This window comes from Mesorhizobium sp. WSM4308 (assembly GCF_002294905.1).
Lineage (GTDB): Bacteria > Pseudomonadota > Alphaproteobacteria > Rhizobiales > Rhizobiaceae > Mesorhizobium.
On record NZ_NSFW01000002.1, the window covers coordinates 57,203 to 77,594 of the forward strand.

Genomic DNA, 20,392 nt, shown 5'->3' on the forward strand with positions numbered 1-20,392 from the left:
GGAGTCAATAGCACAGCGTTGACAGAAAATCACCCTGATCACCGCCTGCACCAAACAAAGAAGCAGCGCGAGCACTTTTCGCCACGCCATTGGCTGTGCCACAAGAGCCCGAGCCAGAAGAGGGGCCTGAGGAAAAAGCCATGACCGTCACGCCCCCAACCTTTCTCCCCCCGACCTTTCTCAACGTCGATGGATCGCGCATAGCGGTGCGCCATACGACAGGCGCCGTGCCCGGCATCGTCTGGCTCGGCGGCTACAAGTCGGACATGCTGGGCACGAAAGCGCAGACGCTGTCTGACTGGGCGGCGAAAGAGGGCCGCGCCTTCCTGCGCCATGACTATTCCGGCCACGGCGAATCCGGCGGCGCCTTTGCCGACGGTACGATTTCGAAATGGCTTTCGCAGAGCCTTGTTGTGTTCCGGAAGTTTGCCAAGGGCAATCAGATCCTGGTCGGCTCGTCGATGGGCGCCTGGATCGCGCTGCGCATGGTGCAGGAATTGCGCAAGGTGGGCGACGCAAGCGTCGTCGGTCTGGTGCTGCTGGCGCCGGCGCCGGACTTCACCGCTGAACTGGTCGAGCCGGCGCTGACCAAGGCGCAGAAACGCGCCCTCGCCGAAAGAGGCTTCTTCGAGGAGCCGTCGGACTATTCCGCCGAGCCTTACGTCTACACCCGCGCGCTGATCGAGGACGGCCGCAACAACCTGACAATGACCGGTCCGATTGACACGCATTGCCCGGTCCACATCCTGCAGGGACTGGCCGATCCGGACGTGCCGTCGAGCCACGCGCTAAAGCTGGTCAGCCTGCTGCCGGCCGACGATGTCACCTTGTCGCTCATTCCGGACGGCGATCACCGCCTGTCGCGGCCGCAGGATCTCGACATGCTGGTGCGGGCGGTCGGCGACATGGCCGGGCGGGGCAAGTGACGATGCGCCTTTCCATTCCGGTCTCGGCCTTCGTCGCGGCAATCGTCGGCTTCGGCGGCACGCTGGCCATCGTCATCGCCGCAGCCCACGCGGTCGGCGCGTCGCAAATTCAGACGGCAAGCTGGGTGACGGCCATTTGCCTGGCCATGGCGATCGAGAGCCTGTGGCTGTCGTGGCGCACGAAAATGCCTGTCATCACCGCCTGGTCGACGCCAGGCCTGGCGCTGATGGCGGCGTCGACCGGCTTTTCGATCGGCGAGGCCGTCGCCGCCTTCATCGCCACCGCCATCCTGCTGATCGCCACCGGCCTGTTCCGGCCCCTGACGCAATTGATCTCCAGGATACCGCCCTCGGTCGCTTCCGGCATGCTGGCCGGCATCGTCGTCACCTTCGCCCTCAATGCGGTCAAGACCGTTCCCGTCGACCCCTGGCTGATCCTGCCGCTGATCGCGGCCTTCTTCTTGATCCGCGTGTTCCACCCGGCGCTGTCGGTGCTGTCGGTGCTGGTCGGCGGCGGTCTCGCCGCCTTCCTGACCGGCCGTGTCGGTGGCCTGCCGACACCGGAACTGTCGACGCTGACGCTGATCGCGCCGGATTTCACCGCCAAGTCGATGATCGGCCTGGCGCTGCCGCTCTATCTCGTCACCATGGCCTCGCAGAACCTGTCGGGGCTGGCCGTGCTGCGCGCCGCCGGCTACCACCCGGAGCCCGGCCCGCTGATCGGCGTCACCGGACTGTTTTCCCTGTTGTCGGCGCCATTCGGTGGCTCGACGACCAATCTGGCGGCGATTTCGGCGGCGATCTGCACCGGGCCGGACGTCCATCCCGACCCCGGCGAGCGCTGGAAGACCGGCCCCTTCTATGCGCTCGCCTATCTGATCTTCGCGATTTTCGGCGCCTCGCTGGTGGCGATATTCGCCGTCCTGCCGCAAAGCCTGATCGTGCTGGTGGCGGGTCTGGCGCTGATGGCCTCGCTCGCCAATGCGCTGGCGATCGCACTGAAGCACGAGGGCGATCGCATGGCCGCCACCGTCACCTTCGTCGTCACCGCTTCGGGACTGACCCTGTTCGGCGTCGGCGCCGCATTTTGGGGGCTCATCGCCGGGTTGGTCGTGCTTTTCCTCGACAGGTTCAAAAAGCGATAATCATTTCAGACCCTTGTCCGGTTTTGGCGGATATTGTCTTGAATCGCTGTTTTTGCCTTCCCATTTCGATTCCACGCAGCCGGTCTTGGCTGTCTCCAACCGAAGGAATGGGAGAAAATGAACACATCTGCATTGATCCGCCCGGCCTGGACGCCGGCAACCATCGCGTTGATGGTGATCGGCTTCATGGTGTTCTGGCCGCTCGGCTTCGCCATGCTCGCCTACATCATCTGGGGCGACCGGCTCGACGGCTTCAAGCGTGACGTCAACCGTGCGACCGACGGCATCTTCGCCGGCTGCCGCCGCGGTTCCGACAAGGCCGCGCGCTGGGGCAATGGCTCCGCCCGCACCGGCAACGTCGCTTTCGACGACTGGCGCGAAAAGGAGCTTGAGCGCCTCGCTGAGGAACGCCGCAAGCTCGATGACATGCTGACCGAGTTCGACGACTATGCCCGCGAACTGCGTCGCGCCAAGGATCAGGACGAGTTCGACCGCTTCATGGCGAAGCGCAACAAGTCGACCGCTCCGGCGAAGACCGATCCGAGCACCGGCACGACCCCCACCAAGCGTGGCAAGGGCTCGAACCTGCTTGACGACTGAGGCCGAGCGCATGGCCCCGAAAACCGGAACCGGTTTTCGGAAAAGGTCATGCGCCAACTTGAAGTGCTACAGCGTCCTCTGCGCGTCCCGGAGGACGCGCGGCGCTGTAGGGCAGGCCCGATCGTGAAAAAACGGCGTCGCGCGAGCGGCGCCGTTTCTTTTTTGTTCTAGTCGTTTTTCTCGAATCGCGTATCGTCCCGCCATGACCATCGGATTCTTCCGCAATCTGACGAAGCCCAAGGCCACGCCAGTCGTGGAGCGCGAATATTGCGTCGCCGGTCGCACGCTGCCGCTCAAGATCGTCGAGAGCGCCCGCGCTCGGCGCCTGACGCTGCGCATCGATTCCGGCGGCCAGGGACTGCGCATCACCGTGCCGCCCGGCCTGCGCCGCGGCGAGGTGGACAGGTTCCTCGACCGCCATCAGGACTGGCTGGAGCAGCGGCTGGCCAAGGTGCCGACGCGCCCGCAAGTGCGGCCGGGCATCAAGATCCCGATCCGGGGCGTGCCGCACCGTATCGTCCATGAACCGTCGAAGCGCGGCACCGTGACGGTATCGCGTGACGAGCGCGGCCCGCTGCTGATCGTTCATGGTGACCGTGTGCATCTGCCGCGCCGTATCGCCGACTTCTTGAAGCGTGAGGCCAAGAAGGAGATCGAGAAGCTGGTGATCAAACACACCGAGGCGCTCGGCAAGCGGGCCAAGGCGATCCGCTACAAGGACACGTCCAGCCGCTGGGGCTCGTGCACCTCGGAGGGCAATCTCTCCTTCTCCTGGCGCATCATGATGGCGCCGCAGCCTGTGATAAACTACCTCGTGGCGCACGAGGTGGCGCATCTCAAGGAGATGAACCACGGCCCGAAATTCTGGAAATTGTGCGAAAAACTTTGCCCCGACACCGACCGCTGCAAGGACTGGCTGAAGCGCAATGGCGGCGCGCTGCAGGCGATCATGTTCGAGTAGGCGCGGATGTTGGCAGTGCGAAGAAGGCCGCCGCCGCTGGTGTAGGCGCGGGAGACTGGCCGGGCACTACGCCGCTTCGCCCCAGGATGACGGAAATCAGGGGCGCTCTACTCAATCGTCATTGGCTGCATTCAACTCCTCCGGCCGCAGCCCTTCATCGCCATGATGCGGCCAGGGCAGGAAATTCCGGTCGAATTCATCGCCGCCGAAATAATCGAGCGCCCGATGCGCCTCGGCGCCGTTGAAGGCGGCCTTGTCCATCAGATGGGCGATAACTTCGCGCGCCTGCGCGATCTTCTGCTTCAGTTCGGCAACCGTTCTGTCGGCCATGATCGTTCTCCCGCCCTGCATCCTGCCAATTAATCCCGTCCATCAATAGGTAGCGCCTTTGGGCTTGCCGGCAAACGGTATGCTTTTTCTCGACTCTGCCTCGATTTCATGCCAATTCCCGCACCATGGCGCTCGACATCAAAATCTGCGGCTTGAAGACCGACCAGGCAATGGCCGCGGCGCTCGGCGGCGGTGCCAGCCATGTCGGTTTTATCTTCTTCGCGAAGAGCCCGCGTTATGTCGAGCCGGCGGAAGCCGGGCGGCTGCGCGAAGCGGCGCGCGGCAAGGCCTTGGCGGTTGCTGTCACGGTCGACGCCAGCGACGCCTTCCTGGACGCGATCGTCACGGCGATGCAGCCCGACATGTTGCAGCTGCACGGCTCGGAAACCCCCGAACGGGTGGCGGAACTGAAAGCCCGTTCTGGCTTGCCGGTGATGAAGGCGTTGCCGCTCAGCGAGGCAGCCGATCTCGACCGGATCAAGCCGTTCATCGGCATCGCCGACCGCTTCCTGTTCGATGCCAAGCCGCCGAAAGGCTCCGAACTGCCGGGCGGCAATGGCGTCGCCTTCGACTGGCGCATCCTTGCCGGCCTTGACGCCGGCGTCGATTACATGCTTTCCGGTGGGCTCAACGCCGCCAATATCGGCGATGCCCTTCGGCTTGCGAACCCGCCCGGAATAGACATTTCCTCCGGTGTGGAAAGCGCGCCGGGCGTCAAGGATCCGGCGTTGATCGAACAATTTTTCCGGGCCGTCCGGGCAGCACGCGACAACCGCGCCGCCTGAGCGTGGTTCCAATCAGAGCATGTCCCGGAAAAGTGGAATCCGGTTTTCCGATAAGGACATGCTCAAAACATAAGATTTAGGAGATCGGCGATGGATCAGCCGGCGACACCCAATTCCTTCCGCACCGGACCCGACGAACAGGGCATGTTCGGCATTTTCGGCGGTCGTTTCGTCGCCGAAACGCTGATGCCGCTGATCCTCGACCTCGAGCGGCACTGGAACGAGGTCAAGAACGATCCGGACTTCAGGGCTGAGCTGACCGATCTTTCGACCCATTATGCCGGACGGCCGTCGAAGCTGTATTTCGCCGAGGGTCTCACGAAGCATCTCGGTGGTGCAAAAGTCTATTTCAAGCGCGAGGACCTGAACCATACCGGCTCGCACAAGATCAACAACTGCCTCGGCCAGATCCTGCTGGCCAAGCGCATGGGCAAGAAGCGCATCATCGCCGAGACCGGCGCCGGCCAGCATGGCGTGGCATCCGCCACCGTCGCCGCGCGCTTCGGCTACCCTTGCGTCGTCTATATGGGCGCCACCGACGTTGCCCGGCAGAGCCCGAACGTGTTCCGCATGAAGCTGCTCGGCGCCGAAGTGCGGCCGGTCACCGCCGGCCACGGCACGCTGAAGGACGCTATGAACGAAGCCCTTCGCGATTGGGTCACCAATGTCGAGGACACCTATTACCTGATCGGCACCGCCGCCGGCCCTCACCCCTATCCGGAGCTGGTGCGCGACTTCCAGTCGGTGATCGGCACCGAGGCACGCGCGCAAATCCTCGAACAGGAAGGCCGGCTGCCCGACACCATCATCGCCGCTGTCGGCGGCGGCTCGAACGCCATCGGCCTGTTCCATCCCTTCCTCGACGACAAGGATGTGCGCATCATCGGCATCGAGGCGGGCGGGCGCGGTCTCGACGGCATCGAACACTGCGCCTCGATGAATGCCGGTTCGCCAGGCGTGCTGCACGGCAACCGCACCTATCTCCTGCAGAACGCCGACGGCCAGATCATGGACGGCCATTCGATCTCGGCCGGCCTCGACTATCCCGGCGTCGGCCCGGAGCATTCCTGGCTGCGCGACTCCGGCCGCGTCGAATATGTGCCGATCCTCGACGACGAGGCGCTCGAAGCGTTCAAGCTGACGACGCGCGTCGAAGGCATCATCCCGGCACTGGAATCCGCGCACGCCATCGCCCACGCGGTGAAGATCGTGCCCGCCATGGACAAGGATCAGATCGTCATCGTCAACCTGTCCGGCCGTGGCGACAAGGACGTGCACACGGTGGCCTCGATGCTGGGCATGGAGATCTAGGCCCTTTGGACAGTTTCGATTTGGGAGTTGACTATGAGCAAAATTCGTCCAAAGGGCCAGTCATGACGACCCGCATCGACCGCCGCATGGCAAAACTCAAGACCGAAGGCCGCCCGGCTCTCGTCACCTATTTCATGGGCGGCGACCCCGACTACGACACCTCGCTGTCGATCATGAAGGCGCTTCCCGGCGCCGGCTCCGACATCATCGAACTCGGCATGCCGTTTTCCGATCCGATGGCCGACGGCCCGGCGATCCAGGCGGCGGGCCTGCGGGCGCTGAAAGGCGGCCAGACGCTGGTCAAGACGCTGAAGATGGCGTCCGAGTTCCGCGCCGGCGACAATGAAACGCCGATCGTGCTGATGGGCTACTACAACCCGATCTATATCTACGGCGTCGACCGCTTCCTGAAAGACGCGCTGGCCAGCGGCATCGACGGGCTGATCGTCGTCGACCTGCCGCCGGAAATGGACGAGGAACTCTGCATTCCGGCGCTGAAGGCCGGCATCAACTTCATCCGCCTGGCGACGCCGACCACCGACGACAAGCGCCTGCCCAAGGTGCTGCAGAACACGTCGGGCTTCGTCTACTATGTCTCGATGACCGGCATCACCGGCTCGGCGCTGGCCGACACCGGCAAGGTGGCCGCCGCCGTCAACCGGATCAAGGGCCATACCGATTTGCCGGTCTGCGTCGGCTTCGGCGTCAAGACCGCCGAGCAGGCGCGTGTCATCGGCGCCAATGCCGATGGCGTCGTCGTCGGCACGGCAATCGTCAATGCGGTGGCCAATGTGCTGGGACCGAAGGGCGAAAAGACCGCCGACCCGGCCGAGGCCGTCGCCACGCTGGTCAGCGGCCTGGCGCAAGGCGTGCGTTCGGCCCGCCTTGCTGCCGCCGAATAGTTTTCCTACCTCTGGTCTTGTGCATGTCGTTATCGCCCGGTCCCCTTATGGACGGCATGCACTAACTCTTCTTCGTCAGGACAGGAGCCGAAGCGATGAACTGGATCACCAATTACGTTCGCCCGAAGATCAATTCGATGCTCGGCCGGCGCACCGACATGCCCGAGAATCTCTGGATCAAGGATCCCGAGACCGGCGAAATGGTGTTCCATAAGGATCTGGAATCCAATCAGTTCGTCATCCCGTCTTCCGGCCATCACATGAAGATTTCGGCCAAGGAGCGGCTGAAATACTTCCTCGACGACGGCAGGTACGAGCAGCTCGAAAACCCCAAGGTCGTGCTGGATCCGCTGAAGTTCCGCGACGAGAAGCGCTATACCGACCGGCTGAAGGACGCCAAGGCCAAGACCGGCCTGGAAGACGCCATCGTCAACGCGCTGGGAACCGTCGAAGGCCTGCCGGTGGTGGTGACGGTGCAGGACTTCGCCTTCATGGGCGGCTCGCTAGGCATGGCGGCGGGCGATGCCATCGTGCACGCTTTCGAGGTTGCCCTGCAGCGCAAGCGGCCGCTGATCCTGTTCGCCGCTTCCGGCGGCGCCCGCATGCAGGAAGGTATTTTGTCCCTGATGCAGCTGCCGCGTACCACGGTCGGTGTCGACCGGCTGAAGGAAGCCGGCCTTCCCTATATCGTTGTGCTGACCAACCCGACCACTGGCGGCGTCACCGCCTCCTACGCCATGCTGGGCGACGTGCACATCGCCGAACCCGGCGCGCTGATCGGCTTTGCCGGGCCGCGCGTCATTGAACAGACCATCCGCGAGAAACTGCCGGACGGCTTCCAGCGCTCCGAATACCTGATGGAGCACGGCATGGTCGACATGGTGGTGTCGCGGCTGGAGATGCGCCAAACGATCGCGCGGCTGCTGAAGATGCTGCTCAAGATGCCGGGCGAGCAAAAGCCGCTGGAGCCGGAAATCCTGCCGCCCGCGGTCGTTGCCGCCGAAACCAGGCCGCAAGCCTGACGCACACTGTGCATGTCGCCCAAAAATGACCTCGGTTTTGGGAAAACGACATGCATAACGCGGCGTTGGCCGCCGCGAACAGCGATTGCGCCATGTCCATGGCGCGCTGTAGCCTTTTGATTGCCATGGCCATTCCGGGATTGATTCTGGTGCTCGGGCCATGCGCCGGGATTCTGCGATGACAACGCTTGCCGCCGACCGCGAAATCGAAGCCCTGATGGCGCTTCATCCGAAAGGTTTCGACCTTTCGCTCGACCGCATCACGCGGCTCCTGGAGCGGCTTGGCAATCCGCAGGATCTGCTGCCGCCGGTCATCCACATCGCCGGCACCAACGGCAAGGGTTCCTGCGCCGCCTTTTCGCGTGCGCTGCTCGAAGCCGCTGGCCACCTTGTCCATGTCCACACGTCGCCGCATCTGGTGAACTGGGCCGAGCGCTACCGGCTGGCCGCCGAAGGCGGCGGCAGGCTGGTCGATGACGATGTCTTCGCCGAAGCCATTGCCCGCGTCGCCAAGGCCAATGACGGTCAGAAAATCACCGTCTTCGAGATACTCACCGCTGTCACCTTCATCCTATTTTCCGAACATCCGGCCGAAGCCGCCATCATCGAGGTCGGCCTTGGTGGCCGCTTCGACGCCACCAATATCGTCGCCAGGCCCGCCGTCTCGGTGATCATGCCGGTGTCGATGGACCACGAAGCCTATCTTGGCGACCGTGTCGAACTGATCGCCGCCGAAAAGGCCGGCATCATGAAGCGCGGCTGCCCGGTGGTGATCGGCGCGCAGGAAAGCGAGACAGCGCTGCAGGTGCTGATCGAGACCGCCGAGCGGCTGGAGTGCCCGACCTTCGTCTATGGCCAGGATTTCCTCGCCTTCGAGGAAAACGGCCGCATGGTCTATCAGGACGAGGATGGCCTGATGGATTTGCCGCCGCCGCGTCTGCCCGGGCGCCACCAGTTCGCCAATGCCGCCGCCGCGATCGCCGCGGTCAAGGCAGCCGGCTTCGAGATCAGCCACCGCGCCGCCGAAAAGGCGATGACTCACGTCGCCTGGCCCGGTCGCATGCAGAAACTGATGCAGGGCCGGCTGACGGATCTGGCGCCGAAGGGCGCCGACATCTGGCTCGACGGCGGCCACAATCCGGGCGCCGGCGTGGTCGTCGCCGAGGCGCTGGCCGAGCAGGAGGAAAAGAACCCGCGCCCGCTCTTCCTCATTTCGGGCATGATCAACACCAAGGACCAGAGCGGCTATTTCCGCGCCTTCAAGGGTCTCGTCCGGCATGTCTACACGGTGCCGGTGAGCCTGAGCGATGCGGGCGTGCCGAACGACGAACTGGCCGTCCGCGCAACGGAAGCCGGGCTGACGGCCGAGCCGGTGAGTTCCGTCGCCAACGCGCTGATGCTGCTGCGCGACACCTGGGACGGCCCGCCGCCCCGCATCCTGATCGGCGGGTCGCTTTATCTGGCCGGCGCGGTGCTGGCCGAGAATGGCACGCCGCCGACGTGAGCGCGCGATGACCGGCGCAGGGAGCCTGTGATGATCAAGGTAAAGCAGCTCGCCCATGTCTGCATTCTCGCCCATGACCTGGAAGCGACGCGCAGTTTCTACCGCGACGTGCTCGGGCTGGACACGCGGTTCAATTTCCTGCGCGATGGCGAGATTTTCGGCTTCTACCTCGATTGCGGCAGCCGCAGCCACGTCGAGGTGTTCCAGAAGGATGCCGCCACCTACAGCGAACTCAACCAGATCAACCATTTCTGCCTGGAAGTCGAAGACATCGACGCTGCGATCGCCCATATCAAGTCGAAGGGCATCGACGTGACCGCGAAGAAGCACGCCTGCGACGACACCTTTCAGGCCTGGATCCGCGATCCCAACGGCGTGAAGATCGAGCTGTTCGAATACACCGACAAAAGCGCGCAGTTCATCGGCGGCGACCGCATCGCCGACTGGTGACAGACATGCTCTAGAAATCCCAAGGCGAGACCAGCTCAAGCTTGGCCGGAGCGAAGTCGTTGAGATTGCGCGTTGCCAGCCGGCCTCCATTCACGCGCGCTATCGCCGCGATCATGCCGTCGGGAGCCGACATGCCGCGACCTTGGCGCGTCGCGGCCCCCATGATCTCGCCGTAAGCCAGGGCAGCCTCTTCCGTCAGTCCAAAAATCCGGTCGGCAAATCGATGCCGCCATCGGGAAAGTCCCTGTTCCAGCCGATCCGCACGCTCGTCAGGTCGTATCTTTTGAATACCGAAGGCGATTTCAGCAATCGTCACCGTGGGAAGGGCCAGTTCGGCGTCATTGCGGACAAGCCACGCCAGCACGGCTGGATCCGGCGTCTTCTTCAGAGACTCCGAAATCACGTTGGTATCGACGAAAATCAAAGCTCAATCCCGGAATGAGGCTCGCGACCCCCGCGAATAACTTTCTCCAGATCGATGTCAACGCCACTGCTTGCGGTCAGGCTCGCATAGAAGGTGGAGGCGGGTTCGCGGCCAGCTTCACGAATCTCGTAGGATTCAAGCGCGCGTTCGACCACGTCGGCTATCGAGCGGTTCTCGCGACGAGCAAGCCTATGAGCCAGGTCACGTGCTTTCGCGCTGCGGACTGAGAGCTGTGGTTCGGCCATTTCAAAACTCCCTTTGGAAGAGAAATATAAGCCGACTCGCCTCTGCCATCAAGATGGCACTTGATGGCATGCCATCTCATGCGCGGTGAGCCCTTTCACTTCAGCTCGATCTCGATAAAGGCATATTCGCCGTCGTTGGCGCTGATGACGTCGTGTTCCACACCCTCCTTGCGGAAATAGGGCGCGCCTTTCTTCATCTCGGCGAAGGTCTCGCCGTCCTTGGTCACCAACTTCAGCTTGCCGTCCATCAGCGGCACCACGACATAGTCGTGGCCATGGCGATGCCAGCCGGTGTTGTCGCCGGGCTGGAAGCGGTATTCGGTGACGATGACGCGCTCATTGTCGATGAAGACGGTGGCCTTGGCGGATCCGGTCATGTCGCTCTCCTGTTTCTGCTGCCAGCAGAAGACATGGCGTGCCCCGATGTGAGGGCCAGAGCGGACTAGCCGATGGCGCCAACAAAAAAGCCCGGCGCGATGGCCGGGCTTTTGATATCGGGAAATTCAGTCGGATCAGAGGCTGCCATTGATCCAGTGCGACAGCGCGGTCTTCGGCGCGGCGCCAACCTTCATGTCGGCCACTTCACCGCCCTTGAAGATCATCAGCGTCGGGATCGAGCGCACGCCGAACTGCGCGGCCAACTCGGGATTCTCGTCGATGTTGAGCTTGGCGATCTTGATCTTGCTGCCGAGTTCGAGAGCGATGTCCTCAAGCGACGGCGCGATCTGCTTGCAGGGGCCGCACCATTCCGCCCAGAAATCGACCACCACCGGTACGTTGGCGTTGAGCACGTCAGCCTGAAAATTGTTCTTGTCGACCTTGACGGTTGCACCCATGCGGAAAATCCTTTCGAGAGTTCTTTGTCGCACCAAATGTGGTGGTTATCTAGCCCTTCTTCAAGCAGGTCTTGTGTCACGCTCCTGTGAGTCGGGCAAGGGCGACATCCATGGCCCGGGCCGGCAGTTCGATCAGCCTTGGCGTTTCGGTAAACAGAAGGGCGGCTTTCACCTCGCGCCCGGGATAAAGCGGCTGCAGCAGCGCGCGATAGAGCGCCAACTGCAAAAGATAGGCCGGGGGAACCTCGGCAAGAGAGGCGGGCGCCGGCCGGTTGGTCTTGTAGTCGACGATCGAAATCGTGTCCGCTGTCACCGCCAGCCGGTCGATCTTGCCGGAAATCGAGCGCGTTTTGCCCCTCACCTCCAGGCTGCCCATGATCGCCACCTCGGCGCGCGAGGAGGGCGCGAACAATTGGCCGAGGCTCGGGTCGTCGAGGATGGCGATGACCGATGCCAGGGCCTTTTCCCGCTCCGACGGCGGCCATGCGGCACCCGTTCGCGCGAGATAACGCTCGGCGGCACCTTGGCGTTCACCCTCGGCAATGCCGGGCAGCATCTGCAGCAGCTTGTGCAAAGCCAGCCCACGCAGCACGGCAAAGCTCGGTTCGGCGTCGGCGTCCAGCACCGGTGACGCCTTGTCGATGACCGCTTCCTTGCCTTCATCGATCAGCGCCGAGGCGCCGGATGGCGACAGCGGCCGCGGCAGGTCCTCGAAGGGCGGCAAGGGGCGGAACAGCGACCCCGGCAGCGGACCGAAAGCATCGGCCCGCCGCGCCTGTTCATCGGCGCTCGCCGCGACGGGCGGCAGCCTGGTAACGTGGAAACGGTGCACCGGCTCGCCGCCGGCGGGATGCGCGCGCTGTTCGCTTTCCGGCGCGCCGGTGAGCGCGCGACTGACGATCGAATGCCAGGTGCCGGTGCTTGGTGCCCGCTTGCCGTGATAGCCGCAGACGATCAGCCGGTCCTCGGCGCGGGTCATGCCGACATAGAGCAGCCGGCGGTATTCGTCGTCGGCGAGTTCGCGGGCGCGGGCGGCTGCCGCCTTCGAGAAGCCGTTGGCGACATCGCTGGCCGAACGCCAGAGATAGCCCTTGCCGTCCCAGAAGGTGCCCGAGCCGTCGAACGGCATCAGCCGCGGCAGATGCTGGTCGCTGAACGGGGCGGAGCCGCCATCGACCAGGAACACCACCGGCGCCTCCAGGCCCTTGGCGGCGTGCACGGTCATGACGCGGACCTCGTCGCGGGTCTGGTCCATCTCGCGCTTGATCTCGGGTCCGGCATTTTCCAGCGTCGACAGGAAGGCTTCCAGTCCGGGGAGGCCGGTCCGTTCCTCGGCAAGACAGAAGCTCAGGAATTCATCGAGAATATCGCCGGCTTCGGGCCCAAGCCGGGCGATCATTTTTCGGCGCACGCCGTCGCGCGCCAGCAGGCCGGCATAGAACTCGAACACCGGCTTGAAGGCGGCCTCGCCAGCCCAGACGTCGAGTTGCGCGACAATCTTCGCCAGGCGCTGGTTTTCTTCGGCATGCTGGCGCAGCGACGTGGCCACAGACAGGCCCGGCGGCCTCTGCGCGGCGAGCGTGAACAGCGTCTCCTCCGGCAGGTCGAAGATCGGGCTGCGCAGCACGGCCGCGAGCGACAGATCGTCCTGCGGCTGGAGCAGGAGATGGCCGAGCGCGATCAGGTCCTTGACCGCGATGTGGCCCGGCAGGCTCAGCCGGTCGGCACCGGCGACCGGAATGTCGCGGCGTTTCAAGGCGCGGGTCAGCGCGTGAACAAAACTGTCGCGCTTGCGCACCAGCACCAGCACGTCGCCCGGCCGCAGCCGCTTGCCACGGCCTTCGATGACCTCGCTTTTGCTGATCCAGCCGGCAATGGTCGCCGCGACGTTCTCGGCGACGCGCACCGCCGGCGCATGGGCATGGTCGATGGCCTGCGTCCAGTCGTCGGGTTCGTCGACGACGTCGGCGCCGATCGATGGCCAGACCTCGACATAGCCCGGCGCATCGGTGCGGATCGCCTTGTGGCTCAGCGGATCGGGATCATGGCTGATGCCGCGCCGCACGAGGGGATCGGCAAAGACGCGGTCGACGGCGGCCAGGACGTCGTCGGTCGAGCGGAACGACCAGGTCAGCTTGAGGTCGGCGAAGGACGCTTCGGCGTCGCGCACCCGGCCGGCGAACAGCAGCCGGCTGTCGGCGAAGGAGTCGGGCGCAGCCCCCTGGAAGGAATAGATCGACTGCTTCTCGTCACCGACGGCGAAGACCGTGCGGTGGACCCGGTCGCGCGCGCTGAAGCCGGCGAAAAATTCCTCCGCCAGCCGCTTCACCACCTCCCATTGATCCGGGCTGGTGTCCTGTGCCTCGTCGAGCAGGATGTGGTCGATGCCCTGGTCGAGCTTGTATTGCACCCAGGGGCCGGCATCGGGCCGCGCCAGGAGGTTGACCGTGCGGGTGATCAAATCGTTGAAGTCGAGGAAGCCGCGGCTGCGCTTCAGCACGTCGTAGCGGGCGATCAGCCAGTCGGCGATGGTCAGTGCCGCGCGTGTGCCTTCCAGCATGCGGAACAGCGCCAGCCGGTCGACGGTTTCGATGATAGCGCTTGCCGTTGAGACATAGCGCTCGGCCAGGTCCGGCAGCCGGTCGGTCAGGGCTTTCTTGAAGGCCTTTGCCGGGTCGTAGGGATCGCCATCGGTCTTGAGGAAGGCTCTGGCCAGCAATTGCAGGCGGCGAATGGGATCGCTCTCGGCGAAAGCCTGGCGCGCATAGGGCAGTATGTTGTTCAGCACCGATCTGGCATCGGTGGATTCGGCGGCCTGGGCGAAGCCGGCGAAATAGTCGGGCAGGAAGCCGGGCAGCGGCCAGGCCGATGCTGCAATCCCTTCGGTGGTCTGGCCAGGGCGGAAATGGAATTCATCGAACAAAGGCTGGAAGCCGTCACGCCCGACCGCGTCGAGGAACTGCCGCAATCCGTCGCGCTTGCGCACAATCTCGCCGAGCAAGGCATCGAGACCGGCCTCGCCGCCGCGTTCCAGCACGGTGGCGAAGGCGTCGGCCAGGTCCGGGTTGCCGGCAGCCGTGCCGGAGATCATCTCGCGCCGCGCGGCGGCGAAAAGCGATGCCTCCATCTGGCCGTCGAGCATCTCGAAATGGGCCGGAATATTGGCTTCCAGCGGGAACTGGTGGAGCACCGATTCGCAGAAGGCGTGGATGGTCTGGATCTTCAGTCCGCCCGGCGTCTCCAGCGCCTCGGCGAACAGGCGCCGGGCCCGGCGCATGGTGTCGCGGTCGGGCCGCCGCCCTTCAAGCGCCTCGATCTTCGCGGCCAGCTCGGCATCGCCGAGCACCGTCCAGTCCGACAGCGTGGAAAAGACCCGGTTCGACATGTTGGCGGCGGCGGCGCGCGTATAGGTCAGGCACAGGATCTTCGACGGGTCGGTGCCGTTGAGCAGCAGCCGGATGACGCGCTGGGCCAGCACATGGGTCTTGCCGGAGCCGGCATTCGCCGACACCCAGGCCGAATTCTGCGGATCGGCGGCGCGGGCCTGGCTGTTGGCGGTATCGCTCGGGATGGGATAGGCCTTCTTCATGCCTCCCCTCCCTCGTCGCCGGCATCGCCACCGGCCGACCATTCGAGCACACGGGCGAGATGGTCGTAATCGCCATCTGTCTCGCCCTCGCGAAACGGCAGCGCGCGCGACAGATAGCCGGTCTGCGGGTCGGCATAGTGGATCAGCAGCTTTTCCAGCCGCGCCCAAGCCTCTTCGGCAAGATCTGCGGCGGTCCGTGGCTGGCGGTTGTGCTCGAGAATGGACTCCTCGAACACCTCGCCATTCGGCTTCAGCCTGATGAAGGCCAGCTGCGACGGCTCGCGCGCGCCCAGATCCTTGAACGCGCCGCGCCGCAGCAGCGCGCCTTCCAGCGCCAGCTGCGGCGCCAGCAGCGTGTGCGCCTGCGCCTTGGAGGGCGAGGAGCCCGTCTTGTAGTCCAGAATATCGGCCATGCCGCCGGCCAGCAGATCGACGCGGTCGGCATAGCCGGACAGCGTCACGCCGGACTGGCCGACGAGGGTCTTGCCGGCACGCTCCTCGGCATGGCGCCGGACCACCGCATCGGCACGCGTGCGCTCCCATTCGACGATGTTGGCGGCGAGCTTTTCGAAGCGCGGCCACCACACCGCCTCGACATCGGCCGGAAGGGCGGCTTCGGCAAAGCAGGCGCGGCCGGCGGCAATGAGACCGGCCAGCGCGTCGGGTGCGCGCGGATCGGCAACGCGCGACGAGAACAAATGCAGGATGGCGTGGAACAGCGTACCGCGCTCGGCCGCGCCGGGATCACGGATGAGCGCATCGAGCGGCATCAGGCCGAGGATACGTCTGGCATAGACGGCATAGGGATCCCGGCGCAACGTCTCGATCTCGGTGACCGAGAAATGCGTTGGGCGCACCGCCAATGGCGGCTTCGGTTGCGGCCGCGGCGCGAAATCCTGCTTTGGGCCGGTGTCGAGTGCGCGTGCCCAGGCGAGCAGTTCGTCGCCACGCCGGCGCAGGGTTGCCGCCTGGTCGTTGCCGGTGAAGGTAAGTAACCGCTGCAGCCAGCGCGACGGCACGGCGGGCGCGTCGCCGGAACGCGCCGAGCGGGCCAGAACGACGTGCATCGCGCCCATCGCCATCTGGAAATCATGCGCGGCAAGGCCGATGCGCCGCTCCGGCGGTTCGAGATCGATGCCGGTCTTCATCAGCCGCGACATGAAGCGGTCGCTCTCCGGCTTGCGCGGCCACACGCCTTCGTTGAGCCCGCCAATGACCAGCGTGTCGACATCCTGCAAGCGCGCTTCCAGCGCCCCCCAGATGGCGATGTTCCTGTCGGTGCCTTGCGCCGGCTTGACCGTCTCGGGCGCGATCAGCGCGTTCATCACATCGGGCCACTCGCAGGTAGCGAACGACAGCGATGCCGAAGCGGCGACCAACCCGCGCAGCAGCTCGGCGAGCTTTTCACCGGCATCGCCGGCATAGAGGTCGCCCAGGCCGCCATCGGCGGCGCGCCCGAGGCTTTCCAGGGCCACCACGCTGGCTTTGACCAGCGCGGCAAGATCGGCTTCCGCTTGGTCGCGAAACGCCGAAAGCGGAGCCAGCGCTTCCGTCAGTCGTACGAGGAGGGTTCGAGCATCCTCGATGGAGCGCACGGTGAGACGGGAAAACCAGAAGGGCGGCCGGCTGTCATCGCCGAGGCTCGTCAGTCGGGCCTCGAACAAGTCCGGCAGCGAAACGATGTCGGGGCGACCGGTGCCGCCGCGCAGCGCCACCAGTTCGACCAGTTCCGCCGCGTGGCGCACATCGGCGCGTTCGAGGCCGAGGCCGAGCAGCGGATGCTTGAGCAGCGACAAAAGGCCGACCGGATCGCCCGGCCGGAACACTGCTTCGAGCGCAAGCCGGAGCAGGCTGGCCGCCGGGCTGTTGGCGAGCGGCGTGCCGCCGGAATCGTCGGCGACCACGCCGAAGCGCCTGAGTTCCACCGCGACGCGCCGCGCCAGCGCGCGGTCGCCGGTGACGAGCGCGGCCCGCTGGCCGGGCTGTTCGACGGCCTGCCTCAGCGCGACGGCGATGGCGACGGCTTCGTCGCGCTCGCTGGCAGCTTCCAGCAGCGTCACCTCGGCAAAGGCGCCGGCAATATCGGACGCCGAAAACCCGCTGCGTGTTTCGGCCCACAATTCGGTGGTCTCGGCCGGCCGCAGCGCCTCGCCGACAAGCGCGGCGCGAAGCGCCAGCCGCGGTTCGGCCGTGCCGAGTTCTTCGACATCGGCGCGCAGCACGCCGATCTTGCCGATCAGCCTGGCCAGGCCATATTGCGGGTGGCCAAGCACGGCCGGTCGCGCGCCGGGGGCGACAAGCGCCTGGAAGGACGCTTCGTCCAGCGTCCGGTCGAGCCCGGGCAGCACGATGGCGCCGCCGGGCAGGCGGGCGATCGCTGCAAGCAGCTCCGCCGTCGCCGGGATGGAGCCAGTCGACCCCGCGGCGATGACCGGCCCGGCCGGCGGATTGCGCCGCAGCCGCGCCGCCTCGGAGCGGATCACCGCGCTGCGATGCGCGGCCGGATTGGAGCGGTCGCTTTCCCTGAGGAATTTCGGCCAAGCATCGGTGACTATGCCAAGGAATTCGAGCGTCACCTGCCACCAGCCGGCAAGGTTGCCGGTCACCAGATCTGCGAGCTTGGTCCAGTCTGTGCCTTCGGTCTCGATCTCGTCCATCAACCCTGCGAGATCGCGCGCCAGCCAGATTGCGTCGGCGGTGGAGGCCGGGATGACGATTTCCTCGGCGAAAAGCTTGGCCACATGCTCCGGCAACCGGCGTTTCCAGGCACGCACCAGCGGCGTCAGCAGCAACAGGCGTTCGGTCGCCGAGATCGGCGGCGCGAGATCGATCGCCGCCGCTGGCTCGGCCTCGAACAGGGCTTCGTCCTCGTCGAATTCGCCGAGCGGGCGGATGATCGGCAGGATCGCCGAACCGCCGCCGCCGCGTGCCCTCAAGCTGTCGACGAAGACACCGCGCAAGGCGCGCGCGGCACGACGCGTCGGCACATAGATGGTGACATCGGCCAGAGCGAGCGGATCGCCGTCGAAACGAAATCCCTGGACTAGGCGACCGGCAAGCAGCGCCTCGGCCAGCGTCGGCAGGAACGGCGCTCCGGGGGGAATAGAGAAAACGCGGCTTGAGCCGCTCATTGCATCTCGGCTAGCGCGCCGGCGACGGCTTCTTCCGCTTGCGGGATGGCATCGGGCGTGCCGACGGTAATCCAGTGGCCGTGCATCGGCATGCCGAACAGCCGGCCGGCGGCGATGGCTTTGTCGAAATAGGCGTTGAGCGAATGCGGTTCGGCCGTTGCATCCTTGAACAGGCGTGGATGAACGATCGCGGCACCGGCATAAATCAGGCCGGCCGGATCGCCTTTCGAGCGCCGCAAGGCTCCGTCCGGCGCCACCAGGAAATCGGTGCTGCCACAGTGACCTGTCGCCTGATGGAGATCCGCCAGCATCAGCAGAATATCCATTTTCGCGGCGTCCCACGCAAGGGCAAGCCGGCCGAGATTGAGCGGACCGTGGTCGATCCAGAACGTGTCGGCATTGAGGATGTAGAAGGGTTGTTGGCCGAGTTCCGGTAGCGCCTTGACGATGCCGCCGGCCGAATCGAGCAACCGGTCGCTCTCATCGGAAATGATGATCTGCGGAGCGCTACGCGCCGCGACATGGGCGACGATCTGCTCGGGAAGATAGTGGACGTTGACCACCGCCTTGGCGACGCCGGCGGCGGCGAGGCTGTCGAGCCCCCAGTCGAGCAAGGTCTTGCCGGCGATCCTGACCAGCGGCTTGGGGACCGTATCGGTGATCGGCCGCATGCGCTTGCCGAGCCCGGCGGCAAGGACGATGGCAGTGTTCGGTCTCGTCACAGCGTTCGTTCCTCGAGCAGCCCGTGCGTATTGTAGAATTCCCGCAGGCTGGCAAGTGCCGGGTGGGACAGCGCCCGGCGCAGATAGTCGCGGATGCGCGGCAGGTGCTTCAAATAATAAGGTTTGCCGTCGCGCTTTTCGAGACGCACGAAAATGCCGAGGATCTTGGAATTGCGCTGCGCGGCCATGATTGCATAGGCTTGCAGGAAGCTTACGTCGTCGAAGGCGCCTGTCGCATGGCGCGCCGCGACATAGGCATCGAGCGTTTTCTTCTCGATCTCAGGTGAGATGGTGACACGGGCGTCCATGGCCAGCGAGGCGACGTCATAGGCTGAAGGCCCGATCAGCGCATCCTGGAAGTCGACGACGCCCAGCCGGTCGTGGCCGGCGCGGTCGTCGCGCCAGATGATGTTGGGCGAATGGAAGTCGCGCAGCATCAGCGCGTATTCGCTGCCTTGCAGCCGGTCGAAAAGCGCGTTCCATTCCCTGGCGTAGCCCGAGCGCAGGTCGTCGCTTGGCGGGCCGCCCGATATCGCCGGCACATACCAGTCGACCAGCAGATCGGCTTCGATCATCATCGCGTCGCGGTCGAAGGGCGGCACCTCATGGAAGCTGCCGGGTCCGGCTTGCAGGCGCTGCGGCCAGCTCCTGCCATGCATCATGGCCAACAGCTCGGCCGCCGCCGTATAGCGCTCGGCCACCGGCTCGCCGTCCTTGCCGAGAAACCCCTCGGAACCGAGATGTTCGAGCAGCAAAAAGCCCTGGTCCTGGTCCTCGGCATGGATTTGCGGAACGCTGACGCCACCGGCCTTCAAGGCGCGGTCGATGGCGACGAAGGCGGTGACCGACTGGGCGGTGTGGGCGATCACGGCATAGGGTTTGCCGTCGCGCACGGGCGGGCCGAGCACCAGCCGCGGCGAGTTCATCAGCACGCGCGGCTCCTGCCCGGCGAGCGTCACGATCTCGTAGGAGCGGGCGGAGGCATCGCCGATGAAATGGCGCCGCCGCGCTTCTCCCCAGCCGGCATTTTCGAGAAAACCGCGCATGGCCAGCGACCGCGCCGCGCGGTCGAAGGCAGCGCCTTGCCCCGACAGCCGCGCCAGCCGGCCCTCGCCATGCTGGACGAGTTCAATCAAGAGCGTCGTCTTCGGCAGATAGTCCTCCGCCCGCTCAGGCCATTCGACCAGGGCAGCCCCTTGCGTCAGCGCCTCGTCGAAGCCGAGTTCGTCGAGCTCGGCTGCCGAGGCCAGGCGGTAAAGGTCGAAATGGTGCACCGGAATGCGCGTGTCGTAGCTCTGCACCAGGGTGAAGGTCGGGCTCGGCACGTCGAGGCTGGCATCATCGGCCAGCGCCCTGATCAGTGCCCGCGCCAATGTCGATTTGCCGGCACCGAGATCGCCCTTGAGCGCTAGCACGTCGCCGGCGCGCAGGGACAGCGCCAGATCCTCGCCCAGCCGCGCTGTCTGTGTCTCATCCGCGAGCAAACGCTCCAGCACAGGTCCCGTCATC

General features: G+C 65.2%; 19 protein-coding genes. 10 read left to right on the top strand and 9 right to left on the bottom strand.

Annotated elements, in window-relative coordinates:
* Positions 1-140: 140 nt before the first annotated feature.
* The 4 genes from CK227_RS03175 to CK227_RS03190 all read left to right on the top strand — a co-directional run bounded on the left by CK227_RS03175 (position 141) and on the right by CK227_RS03190 (position 3,632).
* Complete coding sequence (locus CK227_RS03175; RefSeq protein ID WP_095771524.1) at positions 141-926, top strand: alpha/beta hydrolase; 786 nt, start codon at positions 141-143, stop codon at positions 924-926.
* A 2-nt stretch (positions 927-928) separates the two neighbouring features.
* Positions 929-2,071 carry a benzoate/H(+) symporter BenE family transporter gene (locus tag CK227_RS03180; RefSeq protein WP_095771525.1) on the top strand — a complete coding sequence of 381 codons (1,143 nt, stop codon included), beginning with the start codon at positions 929-931 and terminating at the stop codon, positions 2,069-2,071.
* A gap of 117 nt (positions 2,072-2,188) precedes the next feature.
* A complete protein-coding gene (locus CK227_RS03185; RefSeq protein ID WP_027047647.1) occupies positions 2,189-2,671 on the top strand; it encodes a DUF2852 domain-containing protein in 483 nt (160 codons plus the stop codon).
* Between the two features lie 202 nt (positions 2,672-2,873).
* Positions 2,874-3,632 (top strand): M48 family metallopeptidase, encoded by a 759-nt coding sequence (locus CK227_RS03190; RefSeq protein ID WP_095771526.1) that lies wholly within the window; start codon positions 2,874-2,876, stop codon positions 3,630-3,632.
* 111 nt (positions 3,633-3,743) lie between these two features.
* Here the strand turns inward: CK227_RS03190 and CK227_RS03195 are convergent, their stop codons facing one another.
* Complete coding sequence (locus CK227_RS03195; RefSeq protein ID WP_095771527.1) at positions 3,744-3,962, bottom strand: hypothetical protein; 219 nt, start codon at positions 3,960-3,962, stop codon at positions 3,744-3,746.
* Between the two features lie 125 nt (positions 3,963-4,087).
* Between CK227_RS03195 and CK227_RS03200 the strand changes: the two genes are divergently transcribed.
* The 6 genes from CK227_RS03200 to CK227_RS03225 all read left to right on the top strand — a co-directional run bounded on the left by CK227_RS03200 (position 4,088) and on the right by CK227_RS03225 (position 9,936).
* Positions 4,088-4,747 carry a phosphoribosylanthranilate isomerase gene (locus tag CK227_RS03200; protein WP_095771528.1) on the top strand — a complete coding sequence of 220 codons (660 nt, stop codon included), beginning with the start codon at positions 4,088-4,090 and terminating at the stop codon, positions 4,745-4,747.
* A 90-nt stretch (positions 4,748-4,837) separates the two neighbouring features.
* The gene (gene trpB, locus CK227_RS03205; RefSeq protein ID WP_095771529.1) at positions 4,838-6,058 is read left to right on the top strand and encodes a tryptophan synthase subunit beta; all 1,221 of its coding nucleotides are present in this window, start codon (positions 4,838-4,840) and stop codon (positions 6,056-6,058) included.
* A 62-nt stretch (positions 6,059-6,120) separates the two neighbouring features.
* On the top strand, positions 6,121-6,960 hold the full coding sequence (trpA, locus tag CK227_RS03210) for a tryptophan synthase subunit alpha (protein WP_010912924.1): 840 nt from the start codon (positions 6,121-6,123) through the stop codon (positions 6,958-6,960).
* A 95-nt stretch (positions 6,961-7,055) separates the two neighbouring features.
* A complete protein-coding gene (gene accD, locus CK227_RS03215; RefSeq protein ID WP_095771530.1) occupies positions 7,056-7,982 on the top strand; it encodes an acetyl-CoA carboxylase, carboxyltransferase subunit beta in 927 nt (308 codons plus the stop codon).
* A 178-nt stretch (positions 7,983-8,160) separates the two neighbouring features.
* Entirely contained in the window at positions 8,161-9,486 is a 1,326-nt protein-coding gene (locus CK227_RS03220; RefSeq protein WP_095771531.1) for a folylpolyglutamate synthase/dihydrofolate synthase family protein, read from the top strand.
* A gap of 30 nt (positions 9,487-9,516) precedes the next feature.
* Positions 9,517-9,936 (top strand): VOC family protein, encoded by a 420-nt coding sequence (locus CK227_RS03225; RefSeq protein WP_095771532.1) that lies wholly within the window; start codon positions 9,517-9,519, stop codon positions 9,934-9,936.
* 10 nt (positions 9,937-9,946) lie between these two features.
* On the opposite strand, the gene CK227_RS03230 is transcribed toward CK227_RS03225, so the two are convergent.
* The 8 genes from CK227_RS03230 to tsaE form a co-directional block, all read right to left on the bottom strand.
* Complete coding sequence (locus CK227_RS03230) at positions 9,947-10,360, bottom strand: type II toxin-antitoxin system VapC family toxin (protein WP_095771533.1); 414 nt, start codon at positions 10,358-10,360, stop codon at positions 9,947-9,949.
* Entirely contained in the window at positions 10,357-10,605 is a 249-nt protein-coding gene (locus CK227_RS03235; protein ID WP_095771534.1) for a type II toxin-antitoxin system VapB family antitoxin, read from the bottom strand. Before CK227_RS03235 ends, CK227_RS03230 begins: the two co-directional genes overlap by 4 nt.
* 95 nt (positions 10,606-10,700) lie before the next feature.
* A complete protein-coding gene (locus tag CK227_RS03240) occupies positions 10,701-10,982 on the bottom strand; it encodes a cupin domain-containing protein (RefSeq protein WP_019862676.1) in 282 nt (93 codons plus the stop codon).
* A 135-nt stretch (positions 10,983-11,117) separates the two neighbouring features.
* A complete protein-coding gene (trxA, locus tag CK227_RS03245) occupies positions 11,118-11,441 on the bottom strand; it encodes a thioredoxin (RefSeq protein ID WP_095771535.1) in 324 nt (107 codons plus the stop codon).
* 76 nt (positions 11,442-11,517) lie between these two features.
* Entirely contained in the window at positions 11,518-15,030 is a 3,513-nt protein-coding gene (gene addA, locus CK227_RS03250; RefSeq protein ID WP_095771536.1) for a double-strand break repair helicase AddA, read from the bottom strand.
* Positions 15,027-18,161 carry a double-strand break repair protein AddB gene (gene addB / locus CK227_RS03255; RefSeq protein ID WP_095771537.1) on the bottom strand — a complete coding sequence of 1,045 codons (3,135 nt, stop codon included), beginning with the start codon at positions 18,159-18,161 and terminating at the stop codon, positions 15,027-15,029. The genes addA and addB overlap by 4 nt, the downstream gene beginning before the upstream one ends.
* Entirely contained in the window at positions 18,158-18,883 is a 726-nt protein-coding gene (locus tag CK227_RS03260; protein WP_280951222.1) for a nucleotidyltransferase family protein, read from the bottom strand. Before CK227_RS03260 ends, addB begins: the two co-directional genes overlap by 4 nt.
* Positions 18,880-20,391: a tRNA (adenosine(37)-N6)-threonylcarbamoyltransferase complex ATPase subunit type 1 TsaE gene (gene tsaE / locus CK227_RS03265; RefSeq protein ID WP_095771538.1), complete on the bottom strand. Its 1,512-nt coding sequence runs from the start codon at positions 20,389-20,391 to the stop codon at positions 18,880-18,882. The genes CK227_RS03260 and tsaE overlap by 4 nt, the downstream gene beginning before the upstream one ends.
* Position 20,392 lies beyond the last annotated feature (1 nt).

Bases quoted from the DNA above. Each gene is read 5' to 3' on its own strand.
- CK227_RS03175 (WP_095771524.1), top strand. From the start codon at position 141: ATGACCGTCACGCCCCCAACCTTTCTCCCCCCGACCTTTCTCAACGTC.
- CK227_RS03180 (WP_095771525.1), top strand. From the start codon at position 929: ATGCGCCTTTCCATTCCGGTCTCGGCCTTCGTCGCGGCAATCGTCGGC.
- CK227_RS03185 (WP_027047647.1), top strand. From the start codon at position 2,189: ATGAACACATCTGCATTGATCCGCCCGGCCTGGACGCCGGCAACCATC.
- CK227_RS03190 (WP_095771526.1), top strand. From the start codon at position 2,874: ATGACCATCGGATTCTTCCGCAATCTGACGAAGCCCAAGGCCACGCCA.
- CK227_RS03195 (WP_095771527.1), bottom strand. From the start codon at position 3,962: ATGGCCGACAGAACGGTTGCCGAACTGAAGCAGAAGATCGCGCAGGCG.
- CK227_RS03200 (WP_095771528.1), top strand. From the start codon at position 4,088: ATGGCGCTCGACATCAAAATCTGCGGCTTGAAGACCGACCAGGCAATG.
- trpB (WP_095771529.1), top strand. From the start codon at position 4,838: ATGGATCAGCCGGCGACACCCAATTCCTTCCGCACCGGACCCGACGAA.
- trpA (WP_010912924.1), top strand. From the start codon at position 6,121: ATGACGACCCGCATCGACCGCCGCATGGCAAAACTCAAGACCGAAGGC.
- accD (WP_095771530.1), top strand. From the start codon at position 7,056: ATGAACTGGATCACCAATTACGTTCGCCCGAAGATCAATTCGATGCTC.
- CK227_RS03220 (WP_095771531.1), top strand. From the start codon at position 8,161: ATGACAACGCTTGCCGCCGACCGCGAAATCGAAGCCCTGATGGCGCTT.
- CK227_RS03225 (WP_095771532.1), top strand. From the start codon at position 9,517: ATGATCAAGGTAAAGCAGCTCGCCCATGTCTGCATTCTCGCCCATGAC.
- CK227_RS03235 (WP_095771534.1), bottom strand. From the start codon at position 10,605: ATGGCCGAACCACAGCTCTCAGTCCGCAGCGCGAAAGCACGTGACCTG.
- CK227_RS03240 (WP_019862676.1), bottom strand. From the start codon at position 10,982: ATGACCGGATCCGCCAAGGCCACCGTCTTCATCGACAATGAGCGCGTC.
- trxA (WP_095771535.1), bottom strand. From the start codon at position 11,441: ATGGGTGCAACCGTCAAGGTCGACAAGAACAATTTTCAGGCTGACGTG.
- addA (WP_095771536.1), bottom strand. From the start codon at position 15,030: ATGAAGAAGGCCTATCCCATCCCGAGCGATACCGCCAACAGCCAGGCC.
- addB (WP_095771537.1), bottom strand. From the start codon at position 18,161: ATGAGCGGCTCAAGCCGCGTTTTCTCTATTCCCCCCGGAGCGCCGTTC.
- tsaE (WP_095771538.1), bottom strand. From the start codon at position 20,391: ATGACGGGACCTGTGCTGGAGCGTTTGCTCGCGGATGAGACACAGACA.